Source organism: Asaia sp. VD9, from assembly GCF_037150015.1.
In the GTDB taxonomy this organism is placed as follows: domain Bacteria; phylum Pseudomonadota; class Alphaproteobacteria; order Acetobacterales; family Acetobacteraceae; genus Asaia.
On the sequence record NZ_JBBCQM010000003.1, the window covers coordinates 300,302 to 323,491 of the forward strand.

Consider the following 23,190-nt stretch of genomic DNA (forward strand, 5'->3'; position numbering starts at 1 on the left):
CGGGATGCGGGGAGATCTATGTCCATCCGGTCGGTGGCCAGGCCAGAGCCTTGAGCAGCCACGCCGTCAGCGAGGCCGCAACGACAAACAGTGAAATGGTCGGCGCGCACAAGCCGGACAATGGATTGCTATGTCCGGGTCGAGTGGCCGAGAAATCGAGCTTGCCCTGCCCCGGGTCGGATAAGTCCGGGATTGTCCAATCGGCAATACCCTTGGATAGCGTGTGCAACAGACCCGCCGCCTGTTTGACGGTCTTTAGGTTGAGCCCTCAACCTCCCGGCGGTGCTGTCATAGGTGACCCTCGGACGGCTCCGATAAGGATCGCCACGGGCGCGTGGCTCGAACGGGATTTTCGCCGATCAGCAGGGCACCCATGAACCAAAAAATCGGGATCAAAGGGGCCAACGCCCCTTTGCGGGTTTCAGGGCAGAGCCCTGAACCTTTTTACCAGCAGCAAAATCCCCCATCCACCAGGAGATCGACCCCGGTGCAGAAGGATGCAGCGCGAGAAGAGAGGAAAATTGCCGGTCCGACCATCTCGCGCGGTGCAGCGATGCGGTTCATGGGGGTGTCGTTTTCGAAGACCTTCACACGCTCTGCCCATTCGGGGCGGGTATTCATGGGGGTGGCGGTATAGCCCGGGCTGATGGTGTTCACACGGATGCCGCGCGTGGCCCATTCCATGGCCAGGCTTTTGCTGAGATGGATGACGGCGGCCTTGGAGGCATTGTAATGGGCCTGCATCAACCCGCGATTGACGATCACGCCCGACATCGAAGCAATATTGACGATCGACCCGCGGCCATTGGCCAGCATGGCGCGCCCTTCTGCCTGAGAGGAGAGGAAGACGCCGGTCGTGTTGATATCGAGCACGCGCTGCCACTGGTCGCGGTCCATTTCCTCAGCAGGGGCGGCATTGGCAATTCCTGCGGCGTTGACGGCAACCGAGAGCAGGCCGAGTTCGGACTGGGTTGCTGCGATAGCATCGGCCAGGCTGGTTTCGTCGGTGGCATCGCCGGTGCAGACCAGGGCGGCGCGCTTGAGGCCGCGAATACGGTCGGCGGTCTCATCAAGTCCCTTGCGTGAGCCGGGAAGGTCGAAACAGGCGACCGAGGCGCCAGCCTCGGCGAGGCCGATGGCGATCTGCTGGCCGATGCCGCTGCCTGCGCCGGTCACGAAGGCGATGTCGCCGGAGAGATCGAAAAGATCCATGGAGATATCCAGTCTGAATGAGGGCGGCGATTTCGTGATCCGCCCTGTGAAAAAGGAAGATCAGGCCTTGGCGCGAGCGGCGTGACGGGCAAGAAGCGCTTCAGCACGGGCAACCACATTGTCAGTCGTGAAGCCAAAATGACGGAAGAGATCCTCGGCAGGGCCGGACTCGCCGAAGCCTGTCATGCCGATCACGTCGCCATCGAGCCCGACATAGCGCGCCCAGTAGAGGGTGCTGGCAGCTTCGATGGCGATACGGGCGCGCATGCCGTCGGGCAGAACGCTCTCACGATAGCCTGCATCCTGCGCATCGAAGGTTTCGGGTGAGGGCATGGAAACGACGCGTACGGCGATGTTGCGCGCGCGCAGGGCCTGAGCGGAGTCGAGGGCCAGGGTTATTTCCGAGCCAGTGGCGATCAGGATCAGATCCGGTGTGCCCGCGCAGTCGGAGAGGATATAGCCACCGCGCCAGGCATCGCGCAGTTGCGAAGCAGTGCGTTCCTGCTGTTTGAGCGGCAGGCGCGACAGTGAGAAGGCGGTGGGGCCATCGAGACGTTCGAGCGCATTGACCCAGGCAATGGCGGTTTCCACCTGGTCGCAGGGACGCCAGGTGACCATGTTCGGGGTCTGACGCAGCGAGGCCAGTTGTTCCACGGGCTGGTGGGTGGGGCCGTCTTCGCCCAGTCCGATGGAGTCATGGGTGTAGACCAGCACCTGACGCTGCTTCATTAGCGCGGCCATACGCACGGCATTACGCGCATATTCCATGAACATCAGGAAGGTGGCGGTGTAGGGCATGAGACCGCCATGCAGCGCGATGCCGTTGGCCATGGCGACCATGCCGAATTCGCGCACACCGTAATCGACATAATTTCCGGCAGGGTCGAAGCAGACCGAGGAAGAGCCGGACCAGCGCGTCAGGCAACTTGGTGTGATATCGGCGCAGCCTCCAAACATCTCAGGTAGATGGGGGGCGAAAGCCTCGATGGCATTCTGCGAGGCCTTGCGGGACGCGATGTCTTTCGGTGCGGCCTGGAGTGCGGCGACGAAATCGCGAGAAAGCTTGTCCCAGCCCTGAGGAAAAGCCCTGTTCTGGCGACGGATAAATTCGGCGGCCAGCTCGGGATATTCGTCGCGATAACGCGTGAACAGATCATTCCAGGCAGATTCAGCCGCCGCGCCCGCCGGGCGGTGATCCCAGTCACGGGCGATAGCCTCGGGGATCTCGAAGGCGGGGGCGGTCCAGTTCAGACGGGCACGGATCTTCGCAATTTCATCGGCCGGGAGGACGCCACCATGCACTTTATGCGTGCCGGCATAACCCTCGGAGCAGCCCTGACCGATGGTGGTGCGACAGATGATCAGGCTCGGGCGTACAGTTTCGGCGCGGGCGGCAGTCAGGGCGGTCAGCACGGCATCGGGGTCGTGACCGTCGATCTCACCGATCACCTGCCAGTTATACGCCTCGAAGCGCTTGCGCGTGTCATCCGTATAGACGCCCTCGATCGGCCCGTCATTGGTGACCATGTTGCGGTCATAGATGGTGATCAGCTTGCCGAGTCCGAGGGTGCCTGCCAGCGCGCAGGCCTCGTGGGAGATCCCTTCCATCAGGCAGCCCTCGCCGACATAGGCATAGGTGTGATGGTCGACGATGGGCAGCTTCGGGCGGTTGAACTGCGCGGCCAGAGTCTTTTCGGCCAGCGCCATGCCCACGGCGTTGGCGATACCCTGACCCAGCGGGCCGGTGGTGGTTTCGATACCGGGGGCATAGCCGAATTCAGGATGGCCGGGCGTTCTGGAATGTAGCTGGCGAAACTGTTTGATGTCTTCGATGCCAAGGTCGAACCCGCTCAGATGCAGCAGGGCATAGAGCAGCATCGAGCCGTGACCATTCGAATAGACGAAGCGATCGCGATTGGACCAGGCGGGATTGGCGGGGTTGTATCGCATGACGTCGCGCCACAGCACTTCGGAAATATCGGCCATGCCCATGGGCGTGCCGGGATGGCCCGACTGCGCCTTGAAAATGGCATCGATCGCCAGGATGCGAATGGCATTGGCGCGTTGCGTTCGTGTGCTTGTGGGAGATGCGATTTCGGGATGTGTGGTCATGAGGGGGAAGCCTCTCACTGTATCCGGCATGACGATGGGAAATGTTAGATTCGCCGGGTGAAATGATATGTATTAAACTCTGTTCATGATCGGGGTTTGGCAAAGTATGACAGTCACCTATTTTGTTAAAAAAGGCGAATATTTAACATGCCTCATTCATGGTAACTAACGGTGAGATACAATACAGAGAGAGCGTGGATAAATCATAATGATGTGATCATCATGAGGCGAATCAGTCCGTAATCCATAAGTCTACAAATCTCATGATTACCTATATAGGAGATGGTTCCATTCAAGATTACGTCATGAACGGCTCTGGTATCCTTATATGTTCCTAATCCGTTCCTATATCAACCCATTAAAAAACGTTTATCATACCAAGGTTTTCAGGATGAACGTCTCATACGAACAAGAGCCTTGGTATCTATAACTCTTTTTTGTGATTTGCAGGGGCGCATCGAGCCGCGCAAAGGAGGACGGGCCAGGCACGCTGCAGGACAGCAAGAGGCCTTTTTGAGACGCAGGAGAAACACGATGGCAGGCGGGACATTCGTCGGAGGGGCACGGTCCGCAACCGACACTTTGCCAGACATTGAGCCACAGACGGCTTTCGGACGCTTCATCTCATGGGCAGGTATCCCGCCCATCATGATCTGGGGTTTTATCGGCACGCTGCTCTTCATGATCGGCGATGGCGTGGAAAGTGGTTATCTGTCGCCCTATCTCGTTTCGCTCGGGTTTCAGGAGCATGACGTTGCTGGTCTCTTCACCATCTATGGTCTGACGGCGGCAGTCTCTGCCTGGGCATCGGGTGCCCTGTCCGACATGTGGGGCAGCCGCAAGGTCATGCTCGTTGGTCTGGCTATCTGGATCGTTTTTCAGATCGGGTTTCTCGGCTTTGCCCTGCCGTCAAAATCCTGGACGTTGATCACGCTGTTCTATGGTCTGCGTGGCTTCGGTTATCCGCTCTTTGCCTTCGGCTTCCTCGTCTGGGTTGTGAACACGGCGCCCGTCCAGAAGCTCGGCTCGGCTGTCGGCTGGTTCTGGTTCTGCTTCACGGCCGGTCTGCCTACGTTGGGCACCACCATTGCCGGTGTTCTGCTGCCCATGATCGGCGGCTACGCCACGCTGTGGGTTGCGCTTACCTTCGTCGTCTTTGGCGGTGCTCTGGCCCTGCTCGGCATGAACCGCGTTCCCCGCGTCGAAACCGGAAACAAGGGAGCTATCAAGACCCTGTTCATGTCCCTGGCCATCGGGTGGCAGCGTCCCAAAGTTGGTATTGGCTGCATCGTGCGCGCCATCAACACCTCTGCCGAGTTCGGCTTCCTGGTGTTCATGCCGCTGTATTTCACCCACACGCTTGGCTTCACCATGGGGCAGTGGCTGGCCGTGCTTCAGGCCATCTTCATCAGCAACATCTTCTTCAACCTGTTCCTCGGCATTGTGAGTGACAAGCTGAGCTGGCGTTACACGACCATGATCATGGGTGGCATTGGCTCGACCCTCAGCACCATGGCGCTTTATTTCGCCCCCACCATGCTGGGTCCTGATCACCTGTTCATCGTCATGATCGCCGGTGCCTTTTACGGCATGACCCTGGCAGGCTACGTGCCGCTGTCGGCCCTGATGCCCTATCTGGCTCCCGAGAACAAAGCCGCTGCCATGTCCCTGCTGAACCTCGGCGCTGGTGCCAGCGTCTGGATCGGCCCGGCCATCGTCTACATCTTCGAGCCCGCCTTCGGTGTGTTCGGTGTGATGGTTGTCTACTCCATCATCTACTTCATCAGTGCGATCCTGACCTACTTCCTGAAGCTCGACCCGGAGGTGGAAGCCCATCTCCACGCGACCCGTGCTTCGGCCAAGGGGTTCAGCCACTGAGCGACCAGCTTCCTTCTTGAGACAAGGAAGAGAAAGGCGGGGCGAAAAGCCCCGCTTTTTTTGTGCCTGTGCTCATCCGGCCAAACGTTGAACCGTTAATGGCCTTCGCGCAGGGCGTTAACGATTATCGAATAGGAGATTCGCGGGATTTTGAGGCGGCTCCTGACCGGGACCAAAAGGGCCTCCGTGACACAGAGTATAGCAACACACTGAATTACCTGCTTTTCTGTCGTGTAACTGACCGTGCAGCACTGTGACATTATTGCACAGCATCCGTCAAACTATGTAATAAATGTGTAACCAATCTTGCGGGGGTTAACGAAGGGCCGTTACGTCTTGGGAACGTTGCGATGCGCTCTATCGCAGATTAACCCATTTTGACGGAACGCCCTATGACGCCGCTCCCCAGAGAGACGCACGAAGCCGGTCGCCATGACCCGATCGTCGCCCCGTCAACCCGCCGCAAGCGATCCCTTGCCACGGGATTGATGAGTGCTACGGCCTGTATCGCCCTGTTGCATTTCGTCAGCGACGCACAGGCACAGACTGTATCAGCGCCTGAAACATCAACAATCCCCGCCAATGCAGCCAAGGCGCCTGCCCGCAGCAAGGTGAAGGTCCCTGCCCAGAGCCGCTCGATGCGCGCCAAGGCTGTTTCGGCTCCCGTTGCGGATGCTCCTGCAGCCTCGCGCCCGGAAACCATCATGGTGACGGGCTCGCTGTTCCGCGATCCGAACACGAGCAGCGCCTCGCCGATCACCCACATCACCATGAAGGACATGCAGCAGCGCGGCATCAAGACCGTGACCGATGCGCTGCAGCTTCTGTCCTCCAACGGTGCAGGCAATCTGACCAATGCCTGGTCGGCGGGCGGTGGCTTTGCCGCTGGTGCCTCGGCCCCGTCGCTCCGCGGTCTCAGCACGGATTCGACCCTGGTCCTCATGGATGGTCAGCGTCTGTCCTATTATCCGCTGGCCGATGACGGCGAGCGCAACTTCGTTGACACCAACTGGATGCCGCAATCGATCATGCAGGGCGTGGACGTGCTGCAGGATGGCGGATCGGCAACCTATGGTGCCGACGCCGTTGCTGGTGTGGTCAACATGATCACCCGCAAGGAAATCAAGGGTTTCGAAGGCAATGCCGAAGGTGGCCTGACGCAGCGCGGCGATGCCGGGCATCAGCGCCTGTACGCGACATGGGGTCATGGTGACCTGCATCGTGACGGCTACAACTTCTACATCAACTCGGAATATCAACAGGACGACCCGCTCTATTACCGTCAGCTCAATGCGCCATATAATAATGGTGACCTGACAGGGATCGGTGGCAGCAACGGGAACGATAACATCGTCTCGGGTGGCGCGATCACCAATTTTGCGCCGTCGACCGTAGCGCTCGTGCGTCCGGTAACAGGAACCGGCACCAATACGGCGCCCTGGTCGCTTCTGAACCAGCAGGCGGGCTGCCGTGGCCTCGATGGTCTGGTCACAGGAACTGTTGGCGGAAGCACTGGCATGAGCCAGGCCTGCTCGTGGAATACACAGAAATACGCCCAGGTCGCGCCTGATCTGCGTCGCGTCAGTGCCACGGCGCACTTCACGGCCAATGTCACCGAGCGTTCACAGCTGACAGCTATGTTCACCTGGTCGCAGGCGCGTTCCATCATCACGGGTACGCCCTACTCGACCTATGGCGGCACGTCCTACAGCCAGGCGAAGCTGGCGACGGCGCAGAATACCTATCTGCCCGTTTATCTGGCTGATGGCTCGCTGAACCCCAACAACCCTTATGCTGCATTGGGTGAGCAGGCTCAGGTCAATTATCGCTTTGGCGATCTGATCCCGACCACCATGGATACGAGCCAGAACTTCCGTGGTTCGGTGCGCTATAATGGCTGGCATCCGTCGCGCTGGGGTTCGGACTGGAATTACGACGTCAACTTCGTTGGCATGAACACGCTGCTGAACCAGACGATCACGGGTGTGCCGACCATCTCCGGCATCCAGAACGCCATTACCAGCGGCAGCTACAATTTCGTCGATCCGTCGCAGAATTCGCAGTCGGTGCTGAACTCCATCGCGCCGCGTAATGTCATCAATGCGCGCACACAGGAATATTCAGGCGAAGCCACGCTCAGCAAGGGTCTGTTCCACCTGCCGGGTGGTATGGCCAAGCTCGCCATCGGCGGCAACATCCGTTACGAAGCCCTGAACGATCCGAACGCCAACCCGCTCGATACGGCCAATCCGGCCAACCAGTACACCAGCTATATCAACCCGGTGAACGCTCAGGGCAGTCGTTGGGTCGAGTCAGGTTTTTTCCAGGCTGAGGCGCCGATCGTTAAAATGCTGAGCGCCGATGCCTCGGGCCGTTACGATCATTATTCAGAAGGCTTCAGCCATTTCTCGCCGAAATTCGGTGTGCAGTTCAAGCCGACCGAAAAGCTGACCCTTCGTGGCACGTTCCAGAAGGGCTTCCGCGTTCCCAGCTTTGCTGAAACAGGCGGGTCGAATGTGGGCTACACCACCTACACGCCCAACAATGCCAACTTCATCAGCCAGCATCTGAACGCCAACGGTACGCCCAATAACTACGCCCAGAACTACTACATCGGTTCGAATACGGCTGGTAACCCGAACCTGCGCCCGGAAACCTCGACCAATTTCTCGGGTGGTCCGATCTTCCGCCCGACCCGTTGGCTGACCCTGATGGCGGATTATTACTATATCCGCAAAAACCACTATATTGCGCCCAACCCCGTTGGCACCACCAACGTGGCGAACGCCTATCTCGCAGGTGAAACCCTGCCGACGGGTGTGACGGTTACGCCGGATATTGCCGACCCGCAGAATCCCACCGGCCAGCTGCGCCCCGGCATCATCAATCTGGGCTACGTCAATACGAATAAGCTTGTGACTGACGGTTTTGACCTGTCTTTCGAAGCCAATACGCAGCTTCCCGGCGTGTTTCGTGAAGTCCATTGGTACAGCAAGGGTACGGCGACCTTCGTTCGTCGCATGAACCTGACCAATCCGGATGGCTCGGTCTATCGCTTTGCTGGAACGCTCGGGCCGTATGGTGCGGTTTCGGCCTCGGGAACGCCCCGTTGGCGCGCCAACTGGTCCAATACGCTGGCATGGCGCAAGCTGGCTGTGACGCCGACGGTTTACTACACCAGCGGCTATCGCACGACGGCTGAAGACCAGACCGGATCCGGTACGGCAGGCAATTGCGCGGACGCGCTCCAGTCGAGCAGCTTCGTTCCGCTGGGCCAGTGCAAGGTCAAGGGCTTCTGGGATGTCGACCTGACGGTGAACTATCAGTTCAACCGCCGTTGGAGCGCCTATGCCAACGTCTACAACCTGCTTGGCTTCAAATCGCCTTACGATTTCGGCACCTATGGCGGTTACCTGTACAACTCTTCCTGGACCCAGAACGGTGTCGTTCTGCGCTCCTTCCAGTTCGGCGTGAAGGTCGTTCTCTGATCTTTCCAAACGTCTGACAGGAAAAACCCTCCGGGCCTCGTGGTCCGGAGGGTTTTTTGCGTTATGGGCCACTCTCAGGCTTTGAGCGCCTTCCAGACGGTCAGGACATGAGCGATGGGAGGCGTCCCATGGTATGTGCTTTCGGACGGGCGCCTCGTGAGGGCGACCAACCTCGGAAAGGTTTCCCCATGCCCGGCAAAGGGCGCGTTCGCCGGCTCAGTCCCTGTAGTCAGGCTGTTCGCGGTCCAGCTTGCGGCGCAGGGCTTTCCAGATCATCTGACCCTGATCAGGGTCGGACTCGAATTGCTTGCGTGCACGCAGTACCTCGGCCTCGCTCGGGCAGTGCAGCCTTGCGCCGGTCGATTGCGCGGCCAGTTGCACACGGCAGGCCTGTTCCAGATAATACATGCGATAGAAGGCCTGAGCCACGGTGCTGCCAATGGTCAGCAGGCCGTGATTCTGCAGGATCAGCCCCATATGGTCGCCCAGATCGCGCACCAGACGCTCGCGCTCACTCAGATTGTCGTCTGCCGCAATGCCCTCATAGGGGTGAAACCCGATGCGCCCGTAGAACTCCATATTGATCTGGTTCAGGGGCAGGATGCCCTCTTCCTGCGCGGCAATGGCCATGCCCGCCAGAGTATGGCTATGCATCACGCAGTCCGCCTCGGGATGGGCGCGATGTACGGCGGAATGAATCACGAAGCCAGCGGGATTGACCGGCCAGCTCGTCTCCTGCTGGGGGTGCCCTTCTGAATCTACCACCACGAGCGAGCTTGCCGTGATCTCCTCGAAAAGCAGACCATAAGGATTGACCAGAAAACGATGCCCCTCTCCGGGCAGACGCACGGAGAGATGGGTGTAGACCATGTCGGTCAGGCCGAACTGCGCGTAGAGCCGATAGGCGGCAGCCAGTTCCTCGCGCAGTTCCTTCTCGGTCCGCGTGGTCATGCGGTCACTCCCGTCTTGCTGAAATGCCCGAACGTGTTCGTGCGTCGCGTTCCCTCGGGCAAGCTGATTTCGCCGCGCTCGCGTTTGGCGATGAGATAGGAATAGGTCTGCATGGCCTGCGCCCACATGTGATCGCCGATCTTCACCGCCTCATAGGCCGTGTCGCCCTTCTCGAAAGAGGGGAGGGGGCGGATTTCGTGATGATAATCGCAGGCATAGAAAAGCGGGAAGGAATAGCGTTCCTCCTTCACGCTCCGGACCCTATGGGCGGTGGCGACAAAGGCGCCCGCCGTCATCATTTCGAGCATATCGCCGATATTGACCACGAAACTCCCCGGAATGGGCGGCGCGTCGATCCACTCACCCTTGCCATTCAGCACCTCCAGACCCGGCTGGTCGGCCAGCAGAATGGTAAAGCACTCATAATCCGTATGCGCACCAATGCCCGGAGCGTCATGGGCCTCGCCATCGAAGGGATAATGGATCATGCGCAGTTTTGAGGGAGGGAACTGCGCCACATCGTCGAAACTATGTTCATCAAGCCCCAGCGCGAGGGCGAAACCACGAAACAACACACGCCCCAGCTCGAAAACGGCCTTGTAATAGGCGCTTGCCCGTTCGCGGAACAGCGGGATTTCGGGCCAGTCATTCGGACCGAGAAGCGGCGTTCCGGACTGGACCAGAGGGTGATCGGCAGGAACCTCGAAGCCGATATCGAAGGCTTCCTTATGGTCGGGTCGGGATTTGTTGTAGATTTCCTCCCCTTCCGGAACGAAGCCCTTATGAGAGGCGGAACTCCCGATATAGCGCTTCATTTTCTCCTCCAGAGGCTGGGAGAAGAAATCCTTCGCGGCCTGGCGCAGATCGGCGATCAGTTCGGGTGCAACGCGATGACCGGCAATATAGAAGAACCCGATCTTGCTGGCCGCTTCGTGCAGCGCCGCCGCCACTTTCTGACGATCGGTCTTGTCTGCCGAATACAGCCCGGCAATATCGATCACCGGAATGGACGTGAACGTCTCTTCTGTCATGTCAGGACTCTCCTGCTGAAGCGGGGAAGCACCCCGCGAAGGATCTGACCTGATCCTGCCTGAGCCAGTCATTCATGGCGTGGCGGTCGGCAAGGGGCAGATCGGTGAAGGGCAAGGTATGGGTGTAGCCATCGGGGCCACATTCCGGTGTCAGCGTCGTTACAGCGTAGCCGCGAGCGCGCTGTGACACCCAGATCCGGCGCCAGAAATCGCGGTGAAAATCGAGTGCGGCGCGATTTTCAGGTGCCGCGGGATGCGAAACCTGCGGTCCCTGATCATAGCCCACGCGCGCCTGAACGTGATGCACGCGCGTGATGAAAGCGCTGAAATCATCGCAGGGGTCATCGAGCAGTCTTTCGCAGCCCACCACCCAATGGCTGATATCGGCGGTAAACAGCGCCTCGGGTATCTGCGCGAGAACATCGAGCGTCATCCAGGGCGTGGCGCAGAGCCGGGCACGATGGGTCTCGAAGCTGAGCGTCAGCCCGTGCTTTTGCCCCAGGTGCAAGGCACGACCGATGAATTCGGCCTGAAGCGCAGCATTCCAGCGATCATTGCCGCCCAGCACGTTCACGAAGCGGGGGGAGAGGAGCGCGGCGCGCCCAAGAGCCTCATCCAGATCGGCCAGATGATCGTCCAACGTCGCGCTCTGGCGGGGGATGACCCCGCCGCCAGTCAGGGCAATGGCGATATAGGGGCATTCTGCGTTGCGCAGCGCCATGCGACGGGCTGAGAGGTTTTCCGGGTCCGGGATACGCGCCTCGATACCGTCATAGCCTCGACGATGGGCGTCGGCGATGACGGTATCCCAGGGGCGGAGATCGCCCCAGAGTGTCAGGAAGCTGTCGAGGCGCATCGGCGTGTCGTCTCCCGTCATGCTCGTGTCGGATCAGAAATTATAGCGCAGATCGCAGCCGATCCAGCGCGGCGTCTGAAGGAACTGCACGCGTGAATTATCCGACCCGGTGAAGGAATAGGTGTTGCCGTGCTTGTTGAGCATGTTGTCGACATAGACGGCAGCTGTCCATTTGCCGGTTTTCGGCCCCACTTCCATCCGCATCCCGAAAGAGCTGATCTTGTCGGTCACGCCATTGGGGTCGCCCAGAGCCACAAGCATATTGTCCTTCCAGGTATAGCTGGTCTGGAGCGTCATACGATAAGCGCGGGGCAGGTCGATGCCATAACGTGCCACTGCATTCCAGGAGAAGCGCGGGGCAAAAGGCAGCACCGAATGAGCGGTAACGGAGGAGAGCAGCGGCAGACCGCCAATATCATTCACCGCATTGGTCGCCTGCGCATCGAGATAGGCAAAGGAGCCGCGCAGATCGAGATTGGGGATCAGATCATGCAGCGTGCTCGACAATTCACCGCCACGGGTACGGGCTCGGGGGATGGGCCCGAGGCTGAGCGAGGTGATGTTCATGGGCATTTCGGCCACGAACAGCGTCTGGCGGTTGTGATATTCGTAATCGAACAGCGCGCCCTCGATCTGCACATGGTTGTGCAGCAGGCTGGTCTTGGCGCCAATTTCATAAGCGATCATGTTTTCAGGACGCACGTAATCGAGTGCCTGAGGGGCGGAAACGGGGGCCGCAAAATAGGCGCCCGCCTTGTAGCCGTTGGAAATGGTGGCATAGACCTGTGTGCCGGGCATGATGGTGTAACGCAGCCCCACGCGCCCGGTCAGGCGGGCATAGGCGTGGGTGGTGTCGAGGCGTGACAGATAGGCACCCTTGCTCGTCAGCGCACCAGCATCGTCAATCGTGCCGCCATTGAAGCCACGATCATCCCAGGAGAAACGGCCCGAGGCGATGAAATCGAGATTACGCAGCACATTGGTGACCGTGTTGATATAGAGCCCCGTCGAGACATTCTGCTGCACGAAACGATCCGTCAGATTGCCATTGGGCACGCCGAGCAGAAAGGAGCGGTAACTCGTATAGGCCCCGTTGATCTTGTCCCAGGATTCGTAGACGCCCACCGTCAGGTGGAAGCGCTTTGCCAGATCCATCCTGAGATGCATGTCATGGGACTGGGCGAGGGACGTGTCATTCCAGTGATAATCACCGACATTGATTGATTCACCATCGTAATTATCATAATCGCTGCGACGGAAGGCGTCGAACGCAGTGGTCGAGACGAACTGCCCCCAGTTGAAATCATGCGTGTAATTGATCGAGACACCGCCGCCATTCTCGTTGCGGCCCACACGGTTCGTGCCCACATTGACCGCGTTATAGGCGGCGTTCGGCCCCACACCCACCGTTCCGGTCGGAAAGCCGTTGACCGCATCGCCATCCGTATCCTGCGGCGACATCGAAATACCCTTGTCGCGCGTGTAGTGGATATTCAGCAGCAGGCTGGAACGGTCATCGATCAGAAAGCGCGTGAGATTGCGCAAGCCCAGCTGATCCTGCGAGCCATAGCGCTTGTTCATGTGGATATCGCGCTGCCAGCCATCGCCATTGATATAGGAAAAGGCGGTGCGGTTCTGGATACGGTCGGTAATCGGCACATTGACCGCTGCGCTCGCCGTGTTGGTACCATAGCTGCTATAGCCCCAATCCACATAGCCGCCGAATTTGCCATCAGGCTTGACCGTCTCGACTGCGATATTCCCGCCCGTGGAACTGCGCCCGTAATCGAATCCCTGCGGCCCCTTCTCGACGGCGACGGACTGGGTGTCGAACATCTGCCCCGTATAGAATACAGGATAAGGGGCAAAGACGCCGTCCTGATAGATGCCGATACCGCCCATGTTATTGCCGGTATAATCGTCGAGCCCGATCCCGCGGATCGAGAAGACAGGCGTGCTGCCCGAGGTTGCATTGACTGCGGTAAGGCCCGGCGTATAGGCTGCAATATCCTTGGGGCTTGTGATGTGCAGTTCCTGCAACTCGCGGCCACTCAGCACATTGACCGTTGCAGCCGTGGTCAGGAAGCGCTGCGCCCGCGATCCCGTGACCTGAATGGCCTCGGGGTCGGAATGGGGCGCTGCATGGTGCCGGGGACGGGCGCCCCCCTGCGGCGCATGAGCGGTTCGGGACGATGCAGCGCGATGAGCGGCATTGTTCTGGGCCGCGATACTCGGCGTGGTGGCCGCATGGGCCACACCGCCTATACAGGGCGCGTTCAGCCCGGAGCCAACCAGCACGATCCCGGCGGAGAGCGAAAGCGCTGTGCTGGTCAGGCGGCGAAATCCTTTGGGCAGGCGCGTCATCATGAAAAGGACTCCCGTCAGTGGCTTCCCTGTCATTGAAGAGGCGAAACGACATCATGGTCGATTGAAAAAAACCAAACCTCACTTTGTCATATCGTTACCCTTTCGGCTGAGTATTTGTAATTTGACGCAAGGCAAGCCCCCGGCCGGCAAGGCACGCCCCGTGCCTCTCGTCCCGCTCAGCTGTGATGGATCATCTGGTCCAGAAACTGGCGCGCACGCGCGCTCTGCGGCGCGGTAAAGAATTCCTCGGGGGGTGAGGCTTCGAGCACGACGCCCTTGTCCATAAAGACGATGCGATCAGCGATGTGACGGGCAAAGCCCATTTCATGGGTGACACAGATGGTGGTGATCCGGCGCTCGGCCAGACTGTCGATGATCCCGATCACGCCCTTGATGGCCTCGGGGTCCAGAGCAGCGGTGGGCTCGTCGAAGAGGATGATATCGGGGGCCATGCACAAGGCGCGCGCAATCGCGACGCGCTGCTGCTGTCCGCCTGAAAGCTGGATCGGGTATTTATCGGCCTGTTCGCCGATACCGACCTGATCCAGATAGGCACGCGCGAGGCTTTCGGTCGCATCGCGATGGGCCTTGCGCACCAGACGCGGGGCCAGAATGCAGTTTTCCAGCACGGTCAGATGCGGGAACAGATTGTAGTTCTGGAACACCATGCCCACCGCCCCGCGCAGCAAAGGCAGGCTGGTCTTGTCGTCAATCACCTCGCCATCGATCATCAGCACACCGCTATCATGCGGCTCAATCCGGTTGAGCGTTCGGATGAAGGTCGATTTTCCCGAGCCCGAAGGGCCGAGCACGACGATCTTCTCCCCATGGGCAATATCGAGGCTGATCCTGTCCAGGGCGAGATACTCGCCGTAGAATTTGCTGAGCTTGCGCAGGCTGAGCGCGCATTCCGGATCGGGGGGCAGATTATGCAGCATGGCGCGACGCCTCCGTTCCGTTCGATAGGCTCTCGATACGCGGCCCGGCTTTCCTGCCGGAACCGGCGCGACTGGCCCAGATGAAGCGGGTCTCGATGCGTTTTTGCAGATGCAGGAAGGCAAAGACCATGGCCAGATAATAGGCCAGTGCCGCAGCGTAATACTCGGTGAATTCGAAGCTGCGCGCCACCTGGACCTGCGTGATGAAAAGCAGTTCCTGCAGGGAGATGACCGAGGCGAGCGAGGTGGTCTTGAGCAGGGAGATGAACTCGTTGATGGTGGGCGGCAGGGCCACGCGCAATGCCTGCGGGAATATCACGTGGCGGTAGATTTGCGACGGACTCATGCCCAGAGCCTGCCCGCCCGCCAGCTGACCCGGATCGATGGCGCTCAATGCGGCACGGTTGATCTCGACCTGATAGGCCGATTCATTGATCGAAAGGCAGATCCAAGTGGCCAGGAACGGCGAGAACCAGCCTTCACGAAATATGGGAAAGAACTGCGGCAATGCATTCCAGATGAACAGCAATTGCAGCAGGGTCGGCGCGCCCCGGAATACGGCGACATAGGCGCGCAGAAAAGGATGCCAGAGGGAGCGCGGTGCGTTGAGCTTGAGCGCGATGGGAATGGAAATCACGATGGCGGCGGCATGGGAGGCCAACGCAATGACCAGTGTCATCACGGCGCCTTTGAGAAAGGCCATGGAAAACAGCGCCGAAAAAAAGGTGGTGGTGTTAAAGCGCGGCCTTTCGCTCGTCACGCCGAGGGCGGCGCGCGCGGCGCTGCCCACATTCCATTTCTTCTCGAGGGCCGTGATTTTGCCCTGTCTCTTCAGCGTGTCGATGGCAGCGGCCAGAAGCGCCTTGTCCTGACCGGAGCGGCGCAGATAGAGCGCGAACTCGGAATAGCCCGGCAGGCTGGGGCTGAAGATCACGTGCAGTTTCCCGCCAAGTTGGGCCTGACGATAGAAAAGCTCGACATCCTGACTGAGGAAATTCTGCGAGCGCCCCACCAGAACCTGCTGCACCACCTGATCCTCGCTCGGATATTGCTGCAGGGCGATGGGGGGCTTGCCGCGCGAGATCAGGGCCTGGTTGATCTCCTCGATACGGGCCGCGTAGCTGGTCCCGGATTCGACGGCGAGGCTCTGGCCGGCCAGAGCCTCGAAGCTCGTGACTGGCGCAATCTGGCTTGGGGCCACGATCACGGGCGAGGTGTCGAGATAGGCAACGGCATCAAAAAGACGTTCGCGTGCCGCCTGCTTCAGCACCCCGCTGATGACCAGACTGCACCGCCCGGCGGCCAGACTGGGGAACAACCCCGTGAAATCCATGGTCTTGAAGGTGACCGGCACATGCCATAGCGCGCCGAGTTCCCGGGCCAATGCGATATCGAACCCGTCAATCGCCGAGAGATCCGCGCCGTTGACAAAGGTCATGGGCGGCAGGGTCGGGTTGGTGCACACGCTCAGCGTGTTGTTTTCGATGAAGGAGGGGCGCTCCTGTGCCCTGACAGACGCACCTGAAAGAAGGGCTGCGAGGCAGAGGAACAGGCAGGTCAGAAGCCGCATCAGCATGTCTCTTCGAGAATGGAGCGGAATGTTTCGGCCATGAGACCGTTTTCCGGCGTGGGGCGTATCAGGAAATAGAAGTGATTGACCAGATGCAGGTCATTGAAACGGATATGACGCAACCGGTCCTGCTGGACCATCTGGGTCACGAACAGCTCCGGCAGGAACCCGACATACATGCCTGACAGGATCAGCAGCGCACGGGAATCGATGTTCTCTGCTTTCGCAGCAAAATTCATGGCGGGGCGCAATTCGTCCCAGCGCGGGGAAGAGGCGGCATCGCTCACGCTGATCATGCGCGCCTGAGCGAGCGCGTCGACATCGATGGCTTCTTCGGGCATGTCGAAAAGAGGGTGGCGCGAGCCGCAATAGAGATTGGACCGCTCGCTGAACAGGGCGGTCGCTTCCATTTCCGGCTGCTGATGGGGGTAGAGCGTGATCCCTGCGGTTGCCGTGCCGTTGCGAACGGCGAACTCGACATCGCGTGTCGAGGCGGAGCGCACATCCAGTTCGACCGCCGGATAACGGCTGGTGAAGATCTGTATGGCGCGCAGAAGCGCCGTCTCCCCATGGAACTGGATGTTATCGGGCAGATACAGGCAGAAGCGGCCCGACAAGGTGCCGCTCACGTCATTGATCCGCTGCTGGAACAGATCGAGATCGTTGAACAGGCGCGCGGTGGCATCCAGCACGCCTTCGCCTTCTCTGGTAAGGGCAAAGCCCGCTCTCCCCCGATGGCAAAGGACCATGCTCAGGCGGTTTTCCAGCGCGGCGATATCGATGCTGATGGAGGATTTGCTCTTGCCCAGTGCCAGCTCGGCCGCGGCAAACCCGCCATGCTGCGCCACGCAGGCAAAGACCCTAAGCAGCCGCAGATCGACTTCCGCGATACGGCCCTGAAACCCGCTGGCACGGGGCAGGCGTCGGGGCTGGTTGGGCATACGCGCACGGGACAAGGGCAGGAATCCTGATTCAGACAGCATGATATGATATCCCCCCTGTCATCGTGATCAACCTGCCCTTTTCGATTGCCCATCCTGTGGGATGACGGTTTCCTCGAGCAGTATGGCGGGGTTCGTCGCGTCTTTTAATTTATGAAACGCCAAACCAAACTCCATCTCATTATGATTGAGCAATGGCGTGCAGCCCCCTAGCGTTCCTCCTGCCCGTTCGAGGCCTTTCATTCCTGCCTGATAGATCAAGGGGAGCCGCGCATGACCGCCAATCGCTGGTTTGTCGATAGTGAAACCGGAACGCTGACGGATGTGCTGCTGTGCCCACCCGATTTCTACAGCTGGAACCCAAGTAACGATATCGCCATACGCAGCCTCGCCAGTGGCGCGCGCCCCGACCCGGCAAGGCTGCGCGCGCAATTCGATGGCCTTGTGGCCGTGCTGCAGGAGGCGGGGGTTCATTGCCACTTCCTGACGCCGAAGGAAGGGCAGATCTATCAGGTCTATACCCGCGATTCCTCCCAGACCACGCCCTGGGGCACGGTGGTCACGCGCCTGATGCGCCCCGAGCGCCAGCCCGAAAGCGAGGGGATCGAGGAATTTTACGGCGAGGATGAAATCATTGGTCGCTGCACAAAAGGCTATGTCGAAGGCGGGGATATCCATATCATCCGCCCGGGTCTGGTCGTGGTCGGTGTGAGCGGGGGACGCACCGATGTAACAGGCGCGCAGGAATTCCTGAAGCCGTTCGAGGCGGCGGGATGGACCTGCCGCATGATCCATTTCCCCGAGCATTTCCTGCATCTCGATGTCATCTTCACCATGGTGTCCGAAGGGCTGGCGATTGGCGTGACCGATGTGCTTGAGGATGAGGACCTGGCCTGGTTCGAGGCGCAGGGCATCCGGATCCTGCCGGTAAGCTACAAGGAAGCCATGCGGGACATGGCCTGCAACGTGCTGGCTCTGGGTGACGGCCGCGTGGTCAGCCCCCGTCATTCGCGCCGGGTCAACGCGCTGCTGCGCGATCATGGGCTGACGGTTTATGAGCCCGAACTCGACCAGTTTTCCCAGGGTGGCGGCAGCATTCATTGCATGACGATGCCGCTCAGACGTGCCAGTCTGGCCTGATCCGCCGCAAGGTCTTCGGGCCGGAAACCCGGTGCGATTCCGGGAACAGGAGAGACAGATCATGGCCCCAAGGCTGATAATCAGTGCGGATGGACCCGAGGCTTATGCGGGGTGGCGCGATTCCTTTGCGCAGCATGCTCCGGAAATCGACATCCTCTCCTGGTTCGATGCCCAGACCCCGCGAGAGGAGGCGCAGTATGCGCTGGTCTGGGAAGCCGATGATCATGATCTGCGGGCCATGCATCACATGCGGGGCATCCTCTGTACGGGCGCTGGCGTGAACCATCTGGTGAGCAGTCCGGATTTTCCCCACCATGTGCCTCTGGTGCGTATGGGGGGCGGCGATACCGGAACGCTCATGGCCGATTACGTGCTCTGGGCCTGCATGACCCTTCTGCGCGATGCACGCACCTGGGCATTGCAGCAGGAGCGTCATGTCTGGGCGCGCAACCTGATCTCGCGCACCTCTGCCAGCACGCATGTGACGGTGCTGGGCTATGGGCAGATCGGCTCGGTCGTGGCGCAGAGACTGGCGCGGGCAGGGTTCCGGGTTACGGCCTGGCGTCGTGCCACGGGTGAGACCCGCGATGGCGAGGTTCGGCTCCTCGGCGGCGAGGAGGGGTTTGCTTCTGCCCTGGCTGGCACCGATCTGCTGGTCAATCTGCTGCCAAGCACGTCCCAGACCCGCCAGATCCTGAACCACGGGAGCCTGTCGCTGCTCAAGCGAGGAGCGGGGCTCATCAATGTCGGGCGCGGCGATCATCTGGTCGAGGCCGATCTGCTGGCTCTGCTGGAGGCGGGACATCTTGCCGGGGCCGTGCTCGATGTCGTTTCGCAGGAGCCGCTCTCACCGGTCTCGCCTCTTTGGGATCATCCTGCCATCACGCTCACGCCCCATGTCGCCTCCGAAGCGTCGCGCGAGGCGCAGGTGCGCTATTTGGCCCAGAGTATCGCCCAGCTTGAACGCGGCGAGATGCCTGCGCTTCTTTTCGACCATCGGCGCGGTTACTGAAACCCTGCGCCTCGCCCTCACGGCCTGTTTTGCAGGGGGAAAAGCCCGGATGTGATAAGCCATCTCGCCGAACAGGAGGGGGGGGAGATCATGCGTAAACTGGTCATCAACAGGGCCTGCGATACGGCGCGTCTGAGCGCATTCCTGGCCAGCAATGCGCATATTGCGTCGATCGAGCGCGTGGAGGGTACGGAGGGCGCAAGCGTTCCGCTGGCGAGTCTCGTTGAACGCGGCATGGCCGATCCGGGGCTGGTCTATACGCCGGGCGCCATCGGGGCGGCCCTGTCTCATCTTGGCCTGTGGAGCCGGGCGGTACAGCAGGGCGAGCCCTTGATGATTTTCGAAGATGACGCCTTGCTCTGCCAGAATTTCGAGACAGAGAGCACCAGGCTGATCGCGACCTTGCCCCCGGACTGGGACATCGCGCTGCTGGGCTATAATTTCAACGCGCCCATCACGCTGGATGCGCTTCCTGGCGTCACCCGAAGCGTCGTGACGCTTGATGAAAAGCGCATGCAGAAAAACGCTGCTTTCTTCCCTCTACAGGACCGCCACGCGAGTTTCTTCCGGCTGCTGCAGGGGTTCGGGCTTTGCGCCTACGCCATTTCACCCAAAGGCGCGCGCCGTCTTCTGGAATGCTGCCTGCCATTACGCGCACAGGAATATCAGCAACTCGGTCTGGACCGTATGGTGCGCAATGTCGGCATAGACGTCGTAACATCCTATTATTTCAGCCAGATCGACGCTTATGGTGCTTTTCCGCCACTCGCCATTTCGCCGAATGAGAGCGGGACTTCAACAACGAAGAAACGTCTGTAAGAAGCCACAGTTTAGCTTCGGAATCTGAATGCTCCCCTCAGCGGGGCGCATGAAATATCGTTGAGGCCAAGTTTCTTAACTATTAGGAAATACTCTGATTCCTAGTCAGTTCCAGAGAGGCATTCTGCGCTCGGACTGGTGATGCGATGATGAAAAATATCAAGATACTCGGAAAGCTGACACTCTCATTCTCCGTCATTGTCGCGGTAGTGGTCGTTTTCTCCTTCATGGCGTTCCGCTCTCTCTCCGCAATACAGAAGGCGGATCGGGAAAATGATCAGGCTCAGCAAACAATCACAGGGCTGAATGATCTTCTCGACATACTCGTTGAAAGTCAGAATGCCATGCGCGGGTACGTCGCGAGCGCCAATGGTCAGTTTATCGGGCGTATCAGCGGGTATCAGGCTGAGATCGGTCCGCTGATGGCGCGGCTTGCCAGAGACCTGCCGCCCGACCTGATCGAGCGGGATTACCGCCCGCTTGCCGCCTCGATCGACAGTTTCACGAGCCAGTTGACAGCGACGGTTCGCGCAATGTCCGACTCCGCTCAAATTCCTCAGGTGCGTGTGAATGTTGCCAACACCGCGAGACTTACCGCGATACGCCGCTATGTAGGGGATCTGATCAAGGCAGAGCGCAACACGGTGGCACAGCGGAGTGCCGCGGCAGCTCACGCCTATAAAACCGGAGTGCTAACACTGTTATTGGGCGGGGCGCTCACAACCCTCATTGCAATCCTCATGGGGGTTGGTCTTATGCGTGCGCTGGCATCGCCTGTTGTCAGAATGACCGGTGTCATGAAGGCGCTCGCGACCGGGGATCAGTCGATTTCGGTGCCGGGTGCTGAACGTGGGGATGAGATCGGAACGATGGCCAAAGCCCTGGAGGTTTTCAGGCGTGCCGTTATCCAGAAGGCTGAACTCGAGGCGGAGGCCGAGAGAGCGAGGCGTGCTCAGGAGGCCGAACGACAGGAGCGTCAAGCAGAAGCTGAGAAATCCGCGAGGCAGTTGAGAGAGGCGACAGATAGTCTGGCAGCAGGGTTGGCGCGCATGGCGACCGGGGATCTTTCTGTTCAGATCGACCATCGTTTTTCTGAGCAACTCGAACCCTTGCGCGCCGATTTTAACCGCTCTGTCCAGCAATTGTCCCAGGTTCTTGCCACGGTTTCCGGCTCGGCAGTCAGTATTGGCAATTCGACCGAAGAATTGGCGACAGCCTCCGACAATCTTTCGCGTCGCACCGAGCAGCAGGCGGCCTCGCTCGAGGAGACGGCGGCCGCCCTCGTCAAGATTACGCAGCGCGTCCATGAAACCACTGAGGAAACCCGGAACGCTCATCAGGTGATCGCGGCATCGAAGGCGGATGCCGAGCACGCCGAATCTGTGGTCTCGCGCGCCATGGAGGCCATGGGCAGAATAGACGGATCGTCCAAATCCATCGCTCATATCGTGACGATCATCAGCGATATCGCCTTCCAGACCAATATTCTGGCACTCAATGCGGGTGTCGAAGCTGCGCGGGCCGGCGAGACCGGTCGTGGCTTTGCCGTTGTTGCAGATGAGGTGCGCAATCTTGCGCATCGATCAGCCGAGGCAGTGAAAGAGATATCACTCCTGATTGCGAGTTCGACCGGTCAGGTCCAGGCCGGTGTTTCCTCCGTGCGGGAAACCGGCGATGCGCTTCAGAGGCTACTTGCACAGTTCAGCAAGACGAGCACGCTGGTGGCGAATATTGCCGATGCTGCCCGTGACCAGGCGACCAGCATTGGTGAACTGGATATTGCCATGCGCAGTATGGAACAGGTCACGCAGCATAATGCAGCCATTGCAGAGCAAAGCGCGGCTGCAAGTCGAAACCTCGCTTCCATGGCGGGCGGCTTGACAAGTCTTGTTCGGGAATTTGAACTGGCTGCCTGAGCGCTTTCATGCGCCGCAGATATGGGGCGTATCGGGAAATAGGGGGGGGCTCTAGCCCCGTCTTTCTGCAATGGCGGCGGCCAGGGTCGAGACGAGCACCATCGAGGCGGCATTGGATCGGAAGCCCTGAAAATCCGCCTCATGCACTTCGAGCCACAGCCCCGATTGCGGGATGACAGGGCTCGCTGCGTTGTCCGTCATGCTGATAACTGGCACGTGGCGCGCTTCAAGCGCCTGAAACAGTTCGATCGTCCTGGGGGCATAGGCGGTATAGCTGAGCACGAGTGCGGCATCCTGCGCCCCGGCATGGCCGAAGCTCTCCTCCTCCATTCCGGTTTCCAGGCCGATGATCTGATGATGTATATCGAGCTTTGCCAGAAGGTAGGACAGATACCGTATGACCGGCATGGAGCGGCGTAGCCCCAGCAGATAGAGGCATTGCGCCTGGGCCAGTGTCGTGACCGCTGCTTCCAGCCTATCGGGTAGAAGATGCGCCTGCAGGGCTCGCAGGGAGTCGAGGGCCGCCTCGTAGAAGCCGTTGAAAATGACCGATGCTTCGAGTGGCTCCCCATCGACACGATGCAGCGCGTTGACCCGGTCGCGATAGGCGACATTGCGTACACGCAGCCTGTCCCTAAACACCGCCTGCATGTCCGAAAAACCCGCAAACCCAAGCGTGCGGGCGAAACGCACCACCGTCGAAGGCTGCACCCCGGCCTGTCCGGCCAAAGAGCTCACGGTGCCAAGCGCCACCTCATCGGGCGAAGCCGTCACGAAATCGGCAAGCTGGACCAGACGCTTGGGCAAATCGGCGTAGCAGCCGCGCAGACGCTGATGGAACGCATCGAAATCGGATTGGGGAGGCGAAGCGTCTTCAGGGAACTCGGTCAAGGTGGCGCAATCCAGAAAGGGAATGAATATTCCATATCAAAGCGAGGCGCCTCCGCGAAGGGCCCCGA

The 23,190-nt window shown here is 59.8% G+C and carries 17 protein-coding genes; 6 read left to right on the forward strand and 11 right to left on the reverse strand.

The window, feature by feature from the left end:
• Nucleotides 1–16: 16 nt before the first annotated feature.
• The 3 genes from WFJ47_RS06020 to tkt form a co-directional block, all read right to left on the reverse strand.
• The gene (locus WFJ47_RS06020; protein WP_336761572.1) at nt 17–229 is read right to left on the reverse strand and encodes a hypothetical protein; all 213 of its coding nucleotides are present in this window, start codon (nt 227–229) and stop codon (nt 17–19) included.
• Between the two features lie 215 nt (nt 230–444).
• Nucleotides 445–1,212 carry an SDR family oxidoreductase gene (locus tag WFJ47_RS06025; RefSeq protein ID WP_127103290.1) on the reverse strand — a complete coding sequence of 256 codons (768 nt, stop codon included), beginning with the start codon at nt 1,210–1,212 and terminating at the stop codon, nt 445–447.
• Between the two features lie 60 nt (nt 1,213–1,272).
• Nucleotides 1,273–3,324 (reverse strand): transketolase, encoded by a 2,052-nt coding sequence (tkt, locus tag WFJ47_RS06030; protein WP_336761575.1) that lies wholly within the window; start codon nt 3,322–3,324, stop codon nt 1,273–1,275.
• 534 nt (nt 3,325–3,858) lie between these two features.
• Here tkt and WFJ47_RS06035 point away from each other — a divergent pair.
• Both WFJ47_RS06035 and WFJ47_RS06040 read left to right on the forward strand, forming a co-directional pair.
• Nucleotides 3,859–5,202 (forward strand): MFS transporter, encoded by a 1,344-nt coding sequence (locus WFJ47_RS06035; protein ID WP_336761577.1) that lies wholly within the window; start codon nt 3,859–3,861, stop codon nt 5,200–5,202.
• A gap of 392 nt (nt 5,203–5,594) precedes the next feature.
• On the forward strand, nt 5,595–8,690 hold the full coding sequence (locus tag WFJ47_RS06040; RefSeq protein ID WP_336761578.1) for a TonB-dependent receptor domain-containing protein: 3,096 nt from the start codon (nt 5,595–5,597) through the stop codon (nt 8,688–8,690).
• A 216-nt stretch (nt 8,691–8,906) separates the two neighbouring features.
• On the opposite strand, the gene WFJ47_RS06045 is transcribed toward WFJ47_RS06040, so the two are convergent.
• The 7 genes from WFJ47_RS06045 to WFJ47_RS06075 form a co-directional block, all read right to left on the reverse strand.
• Nucleotides 8,907–9,641 (reverse strand): class II aldolase/adducin family protein, encoded by a 735-nt coding sequence (locus WFJ47_RS06045; RefSeq protein WP_127103293.1) that lies wholly within the window; start codon nt 9,639–9,641, stop codon nt 8,907–8,909.
• Nucleotides 9,638–10,672 carry a 2-oxoglutarate and iron-dependent oxygenase domain-containing protein gene (locus WFJ47_RS06050; RefSeq protein WP_336761581.1) on the reverse strand — a complete coding sequence of 345 codons (1,035 nt, stop codon included), beginning with the start codon at nt 10,670–10,672 and terminating at the stop codon, nt 9,638–9,640. Before WFJ47_RS06050 ends, WFJ47_RS06045 begins: the two co-directional genes overlap by 4 nt.
• Before the next feature lies 1 nt (nt 10,673).
• Complete coding sequence (locus tag WFJ47_RS06055; protein WP_336761583.1) at nt 10,674–11,549, reverse strand: TIM barrel protein; 876 nt, start codon at nt 11,547–11,549, stop codon at nt 10,674–10,676.
• 12 nt (nt 11,550–11,561) lie between these two features.
• Nucleotides 11,562–13,895 (reverse strand): TonB-dependent receptor domain-containing protein, encoded by a 2,334-nt coding sequence (locus tag WFJ47_RS06060; protein WP_336761585.1) that lies wholly within the window; start codon nt 13,893–13,895, stop codon nt 11,562–11,564.
• Nucleotides 13,896–14,071: 176 nt separating this feature from the next.
• The gene (locus tag WFJ47_RS06065) at nt 14,072–14,833 is read right to left on the reverse strand and encodes an amino acid ABC transporter ATP-binding protein (protein ID WP_336761587.1); all 762 of its coding nucleotides are present in this window, start codon (nt 14,831–14,833) and stop codon (nt 14,072–14,074) included.
• The gene (locus tag WFJ47_RS06070; protein WP_336761588.1) at nt 14,823–16,403 is read right to left on the reverse strand and encodes an ABC transporter substrate-binding protein/permease; all 1,581 of its coding nucleotides are present in this window, start codon (nt 16,401–16,403) and stop codon (nt 14,823–14,825) included. Before WFJ47_RS06070 ends, WFJ47_RS06065 begins: the two co-directional genes overlap by 11 nt.
• Nucleotides 16,403–17,344: a LysR family transcriptional regulator gene (locus WFJ47_RS06075; protein ID WP_127103326.1), complete on the reverse strand. Its 942-nt coding sequence runs from the start codon at nt 17,342–17,344 to the stop codon at nt 16,403–16,405. Before WFJ47_RS06075 ends, WFJ47_RS06070 begins: the two co-directional genes overlap by 1 nt.
• 273 nt (nt 17,345–17,617) lie before the next feature.
• Here WFJ47_RS06075 and WFJ47_RS06080 point away from each other — a divergent pair, with 273 nt between their 5' ends.
• The 4 genes from WFJ47_RS06080 to WFJ47_RS06095 all read left to right on the forward strand — a co-directional run bounded on the left by WFJ47_RS06080 (nt 17,618) and on the right by WFJ47_RS06095 (nt 22,231).
• A complete protein-coding gene (locus tag WFJ47_RS06080; protein WP_336761591.1) occupies nt 17,618–18,484 on the forward strand; it encodes an arginine deiminase family protein in 867 nt (288 codons plus the stop codon).
• 61 nt (nt 18,485–18,545) lie between these two features.
• Nucleotides 18,546–19,496: a glyoxylate/hydroxypyruvate reductase A gene (locus WFJ47_RS06085; protein ID WP_336761593.1), complete on the forward strand. Its 951-nt coding sequence runs from the start codon at nt 18,546–18,548 to the stop codon at nt 19,494–19,496.
• Nucleotides 19,497–19,586: 90 nt separating this feature from the next.
• Nucleotides 19,587–20,315, forward strand: a complete 729-nt coding sequence (locus WFJ47_RS06090) for a glycosyltransferase family 25 protein (protein ID WP_127103299.1) — start codon at nt 19,587–19,589, stop codon at nt 20,313–20,315.
• Nucleotides 20,316–20,461: 146 nt separating this feature from the next.
• Nucleotides 20,462–22,231, forward strand: coding sequence for a methyl-accepting chemotaxis protein (locus tag WFJ47_RS06095; protein WP_127103300.1), 1,770 nt, complete (start codon nt 20,462–20,464; stop codon nt 22,229–22,231).
• Nucleotides 22,232–22,282: 51 nt separating this feature from the next.
• Here WFJ47_RS06095 and WFJ47_RS06100 read toward each other — a convergent pair whose 3' ends face one another.
• Nucleotides 22,283–23,122, reverse strand: a complete 840-nt coding sequence (locus WFJ47_RS06100) for a MurR/RpiR family transcriptional regulator (RefSeq protein WP_336761595.1) — start codon at nt 23,120–23,122, stop codon at nt 22,283–22,285.
• Nucleotides 23,123–23,190: the final 68 nt, after the last annotated feature.

Excerpts from the sequence above, each read along its gene's own strand:
- WFJ47_RS06035 (WP_336761577.1), top strand. The coding sequence starts at position 3,859 with ATGGCAGGCGGGACATTCGTCGGAGGGGCACGGTCCGCAACCGACACT.
- WFJ47_RS06090 (WP_127103299.1), top strand. The coding sequence starts at position 19,587 with ATGCGTAAACTGGTCATCAACAGGGCCTGCGATACGGCGCGTCTGAGC.
- WFJ47_RS06060 (WP_336761585.1), bottom strand. The coding sequence starts at position 13,895 with ATGATGACGCGCCTGCCCAAAGGATTTCGCCGCCTGACCAGCACAGCG.
- WFJ47_RS06025 (WP_127103290.1), bottom strand. The coding sequence starts at position 1,212 with ATGGATCTTTTCGATCTCTCCGGCGACATCGCCTTCGTGACCGGCGCA.
- WFJ47_RS06095 (WP_127103300.1), top strand. The coding sequence starts at position 20,462 with ATGATGAAAAATATCAAGATACTCGGAAAGCTGACACTCTCATTCTCC.
- WFJ47_RS06040 (WP_336761578.1), top strand. The coding sequence starts at position 5,595 with ATGACGCCGCTCCCCAGAGAGACGCACGAAGCCGGTCGCCATGACCCG.
- tkt (WP_336761575.1), bottom strand. The coding sequence starts at position 3,324 with ATGACCACACATCCCGAAATCGCATCTCCCACAAGCACACGAACGCAA.
- WFJ47_RS06080 (WP_336761591.1), top strand. The coding sequence starts at position 17,618 with ATGACCGCCAATCGCTGGTTTGTCGATAGTGAAACCGGAACGCTGACG.
- WFJ47_RS06050 (WP_336761581.1), bottom strand. The coding sequence starts at position 10,672 with ATGACAGAAGAGACGTTCACGTCCATTCCGGTGATCGATATTGCCGGG.
- WFJ47_RS06075 (WP_127103326.1), bottom strand. The coding sequence starts at position 17,344 with ATGCCCAACCAGCCCCGACGCCTGCCCCGTGCCAGCGGGTTTCAGGGC.
- WFJ47_RS06055 (WP_336761583.1), bottom strand. The coding sequence starts at position 11,549 with ATGACGGGAGACGACACGCCGATGCGCCTCGACAGCTTCCTGACACTC.
- WFJ47_RS06085 (WP_336761593.1), top strand. The coding sequence starts at position 18,546 with ATGGCCCCAAGGCTGATAATCAGTGCGGATGGACCCGAGGCTTATGCG.
- WFJ47_RS06065 (WP_336761587.1), bottom strand. The coding sequence starts at position 14,833 with ATGCTGCATAATCTGCCCCCCGATCCGGAATGCGCGCTCAGCCTGCGC.
- WFJ47_RS06045 (WP_127103293.1), bottom strand. The coding sequence starts at position 9,641 with ATGACCACGCGGACCGAGAAGGAACTGCGCGAGGAACTGGCTGCCGCC.
- WFJ47_RS06070 (WP_336761588.1), bottom strand. The coding sequence starts at position 16,403 with ATGCGGCTTCTGACCTGCCTGTTCCTCTGCCTCGCAGCCCTTCTTTCA.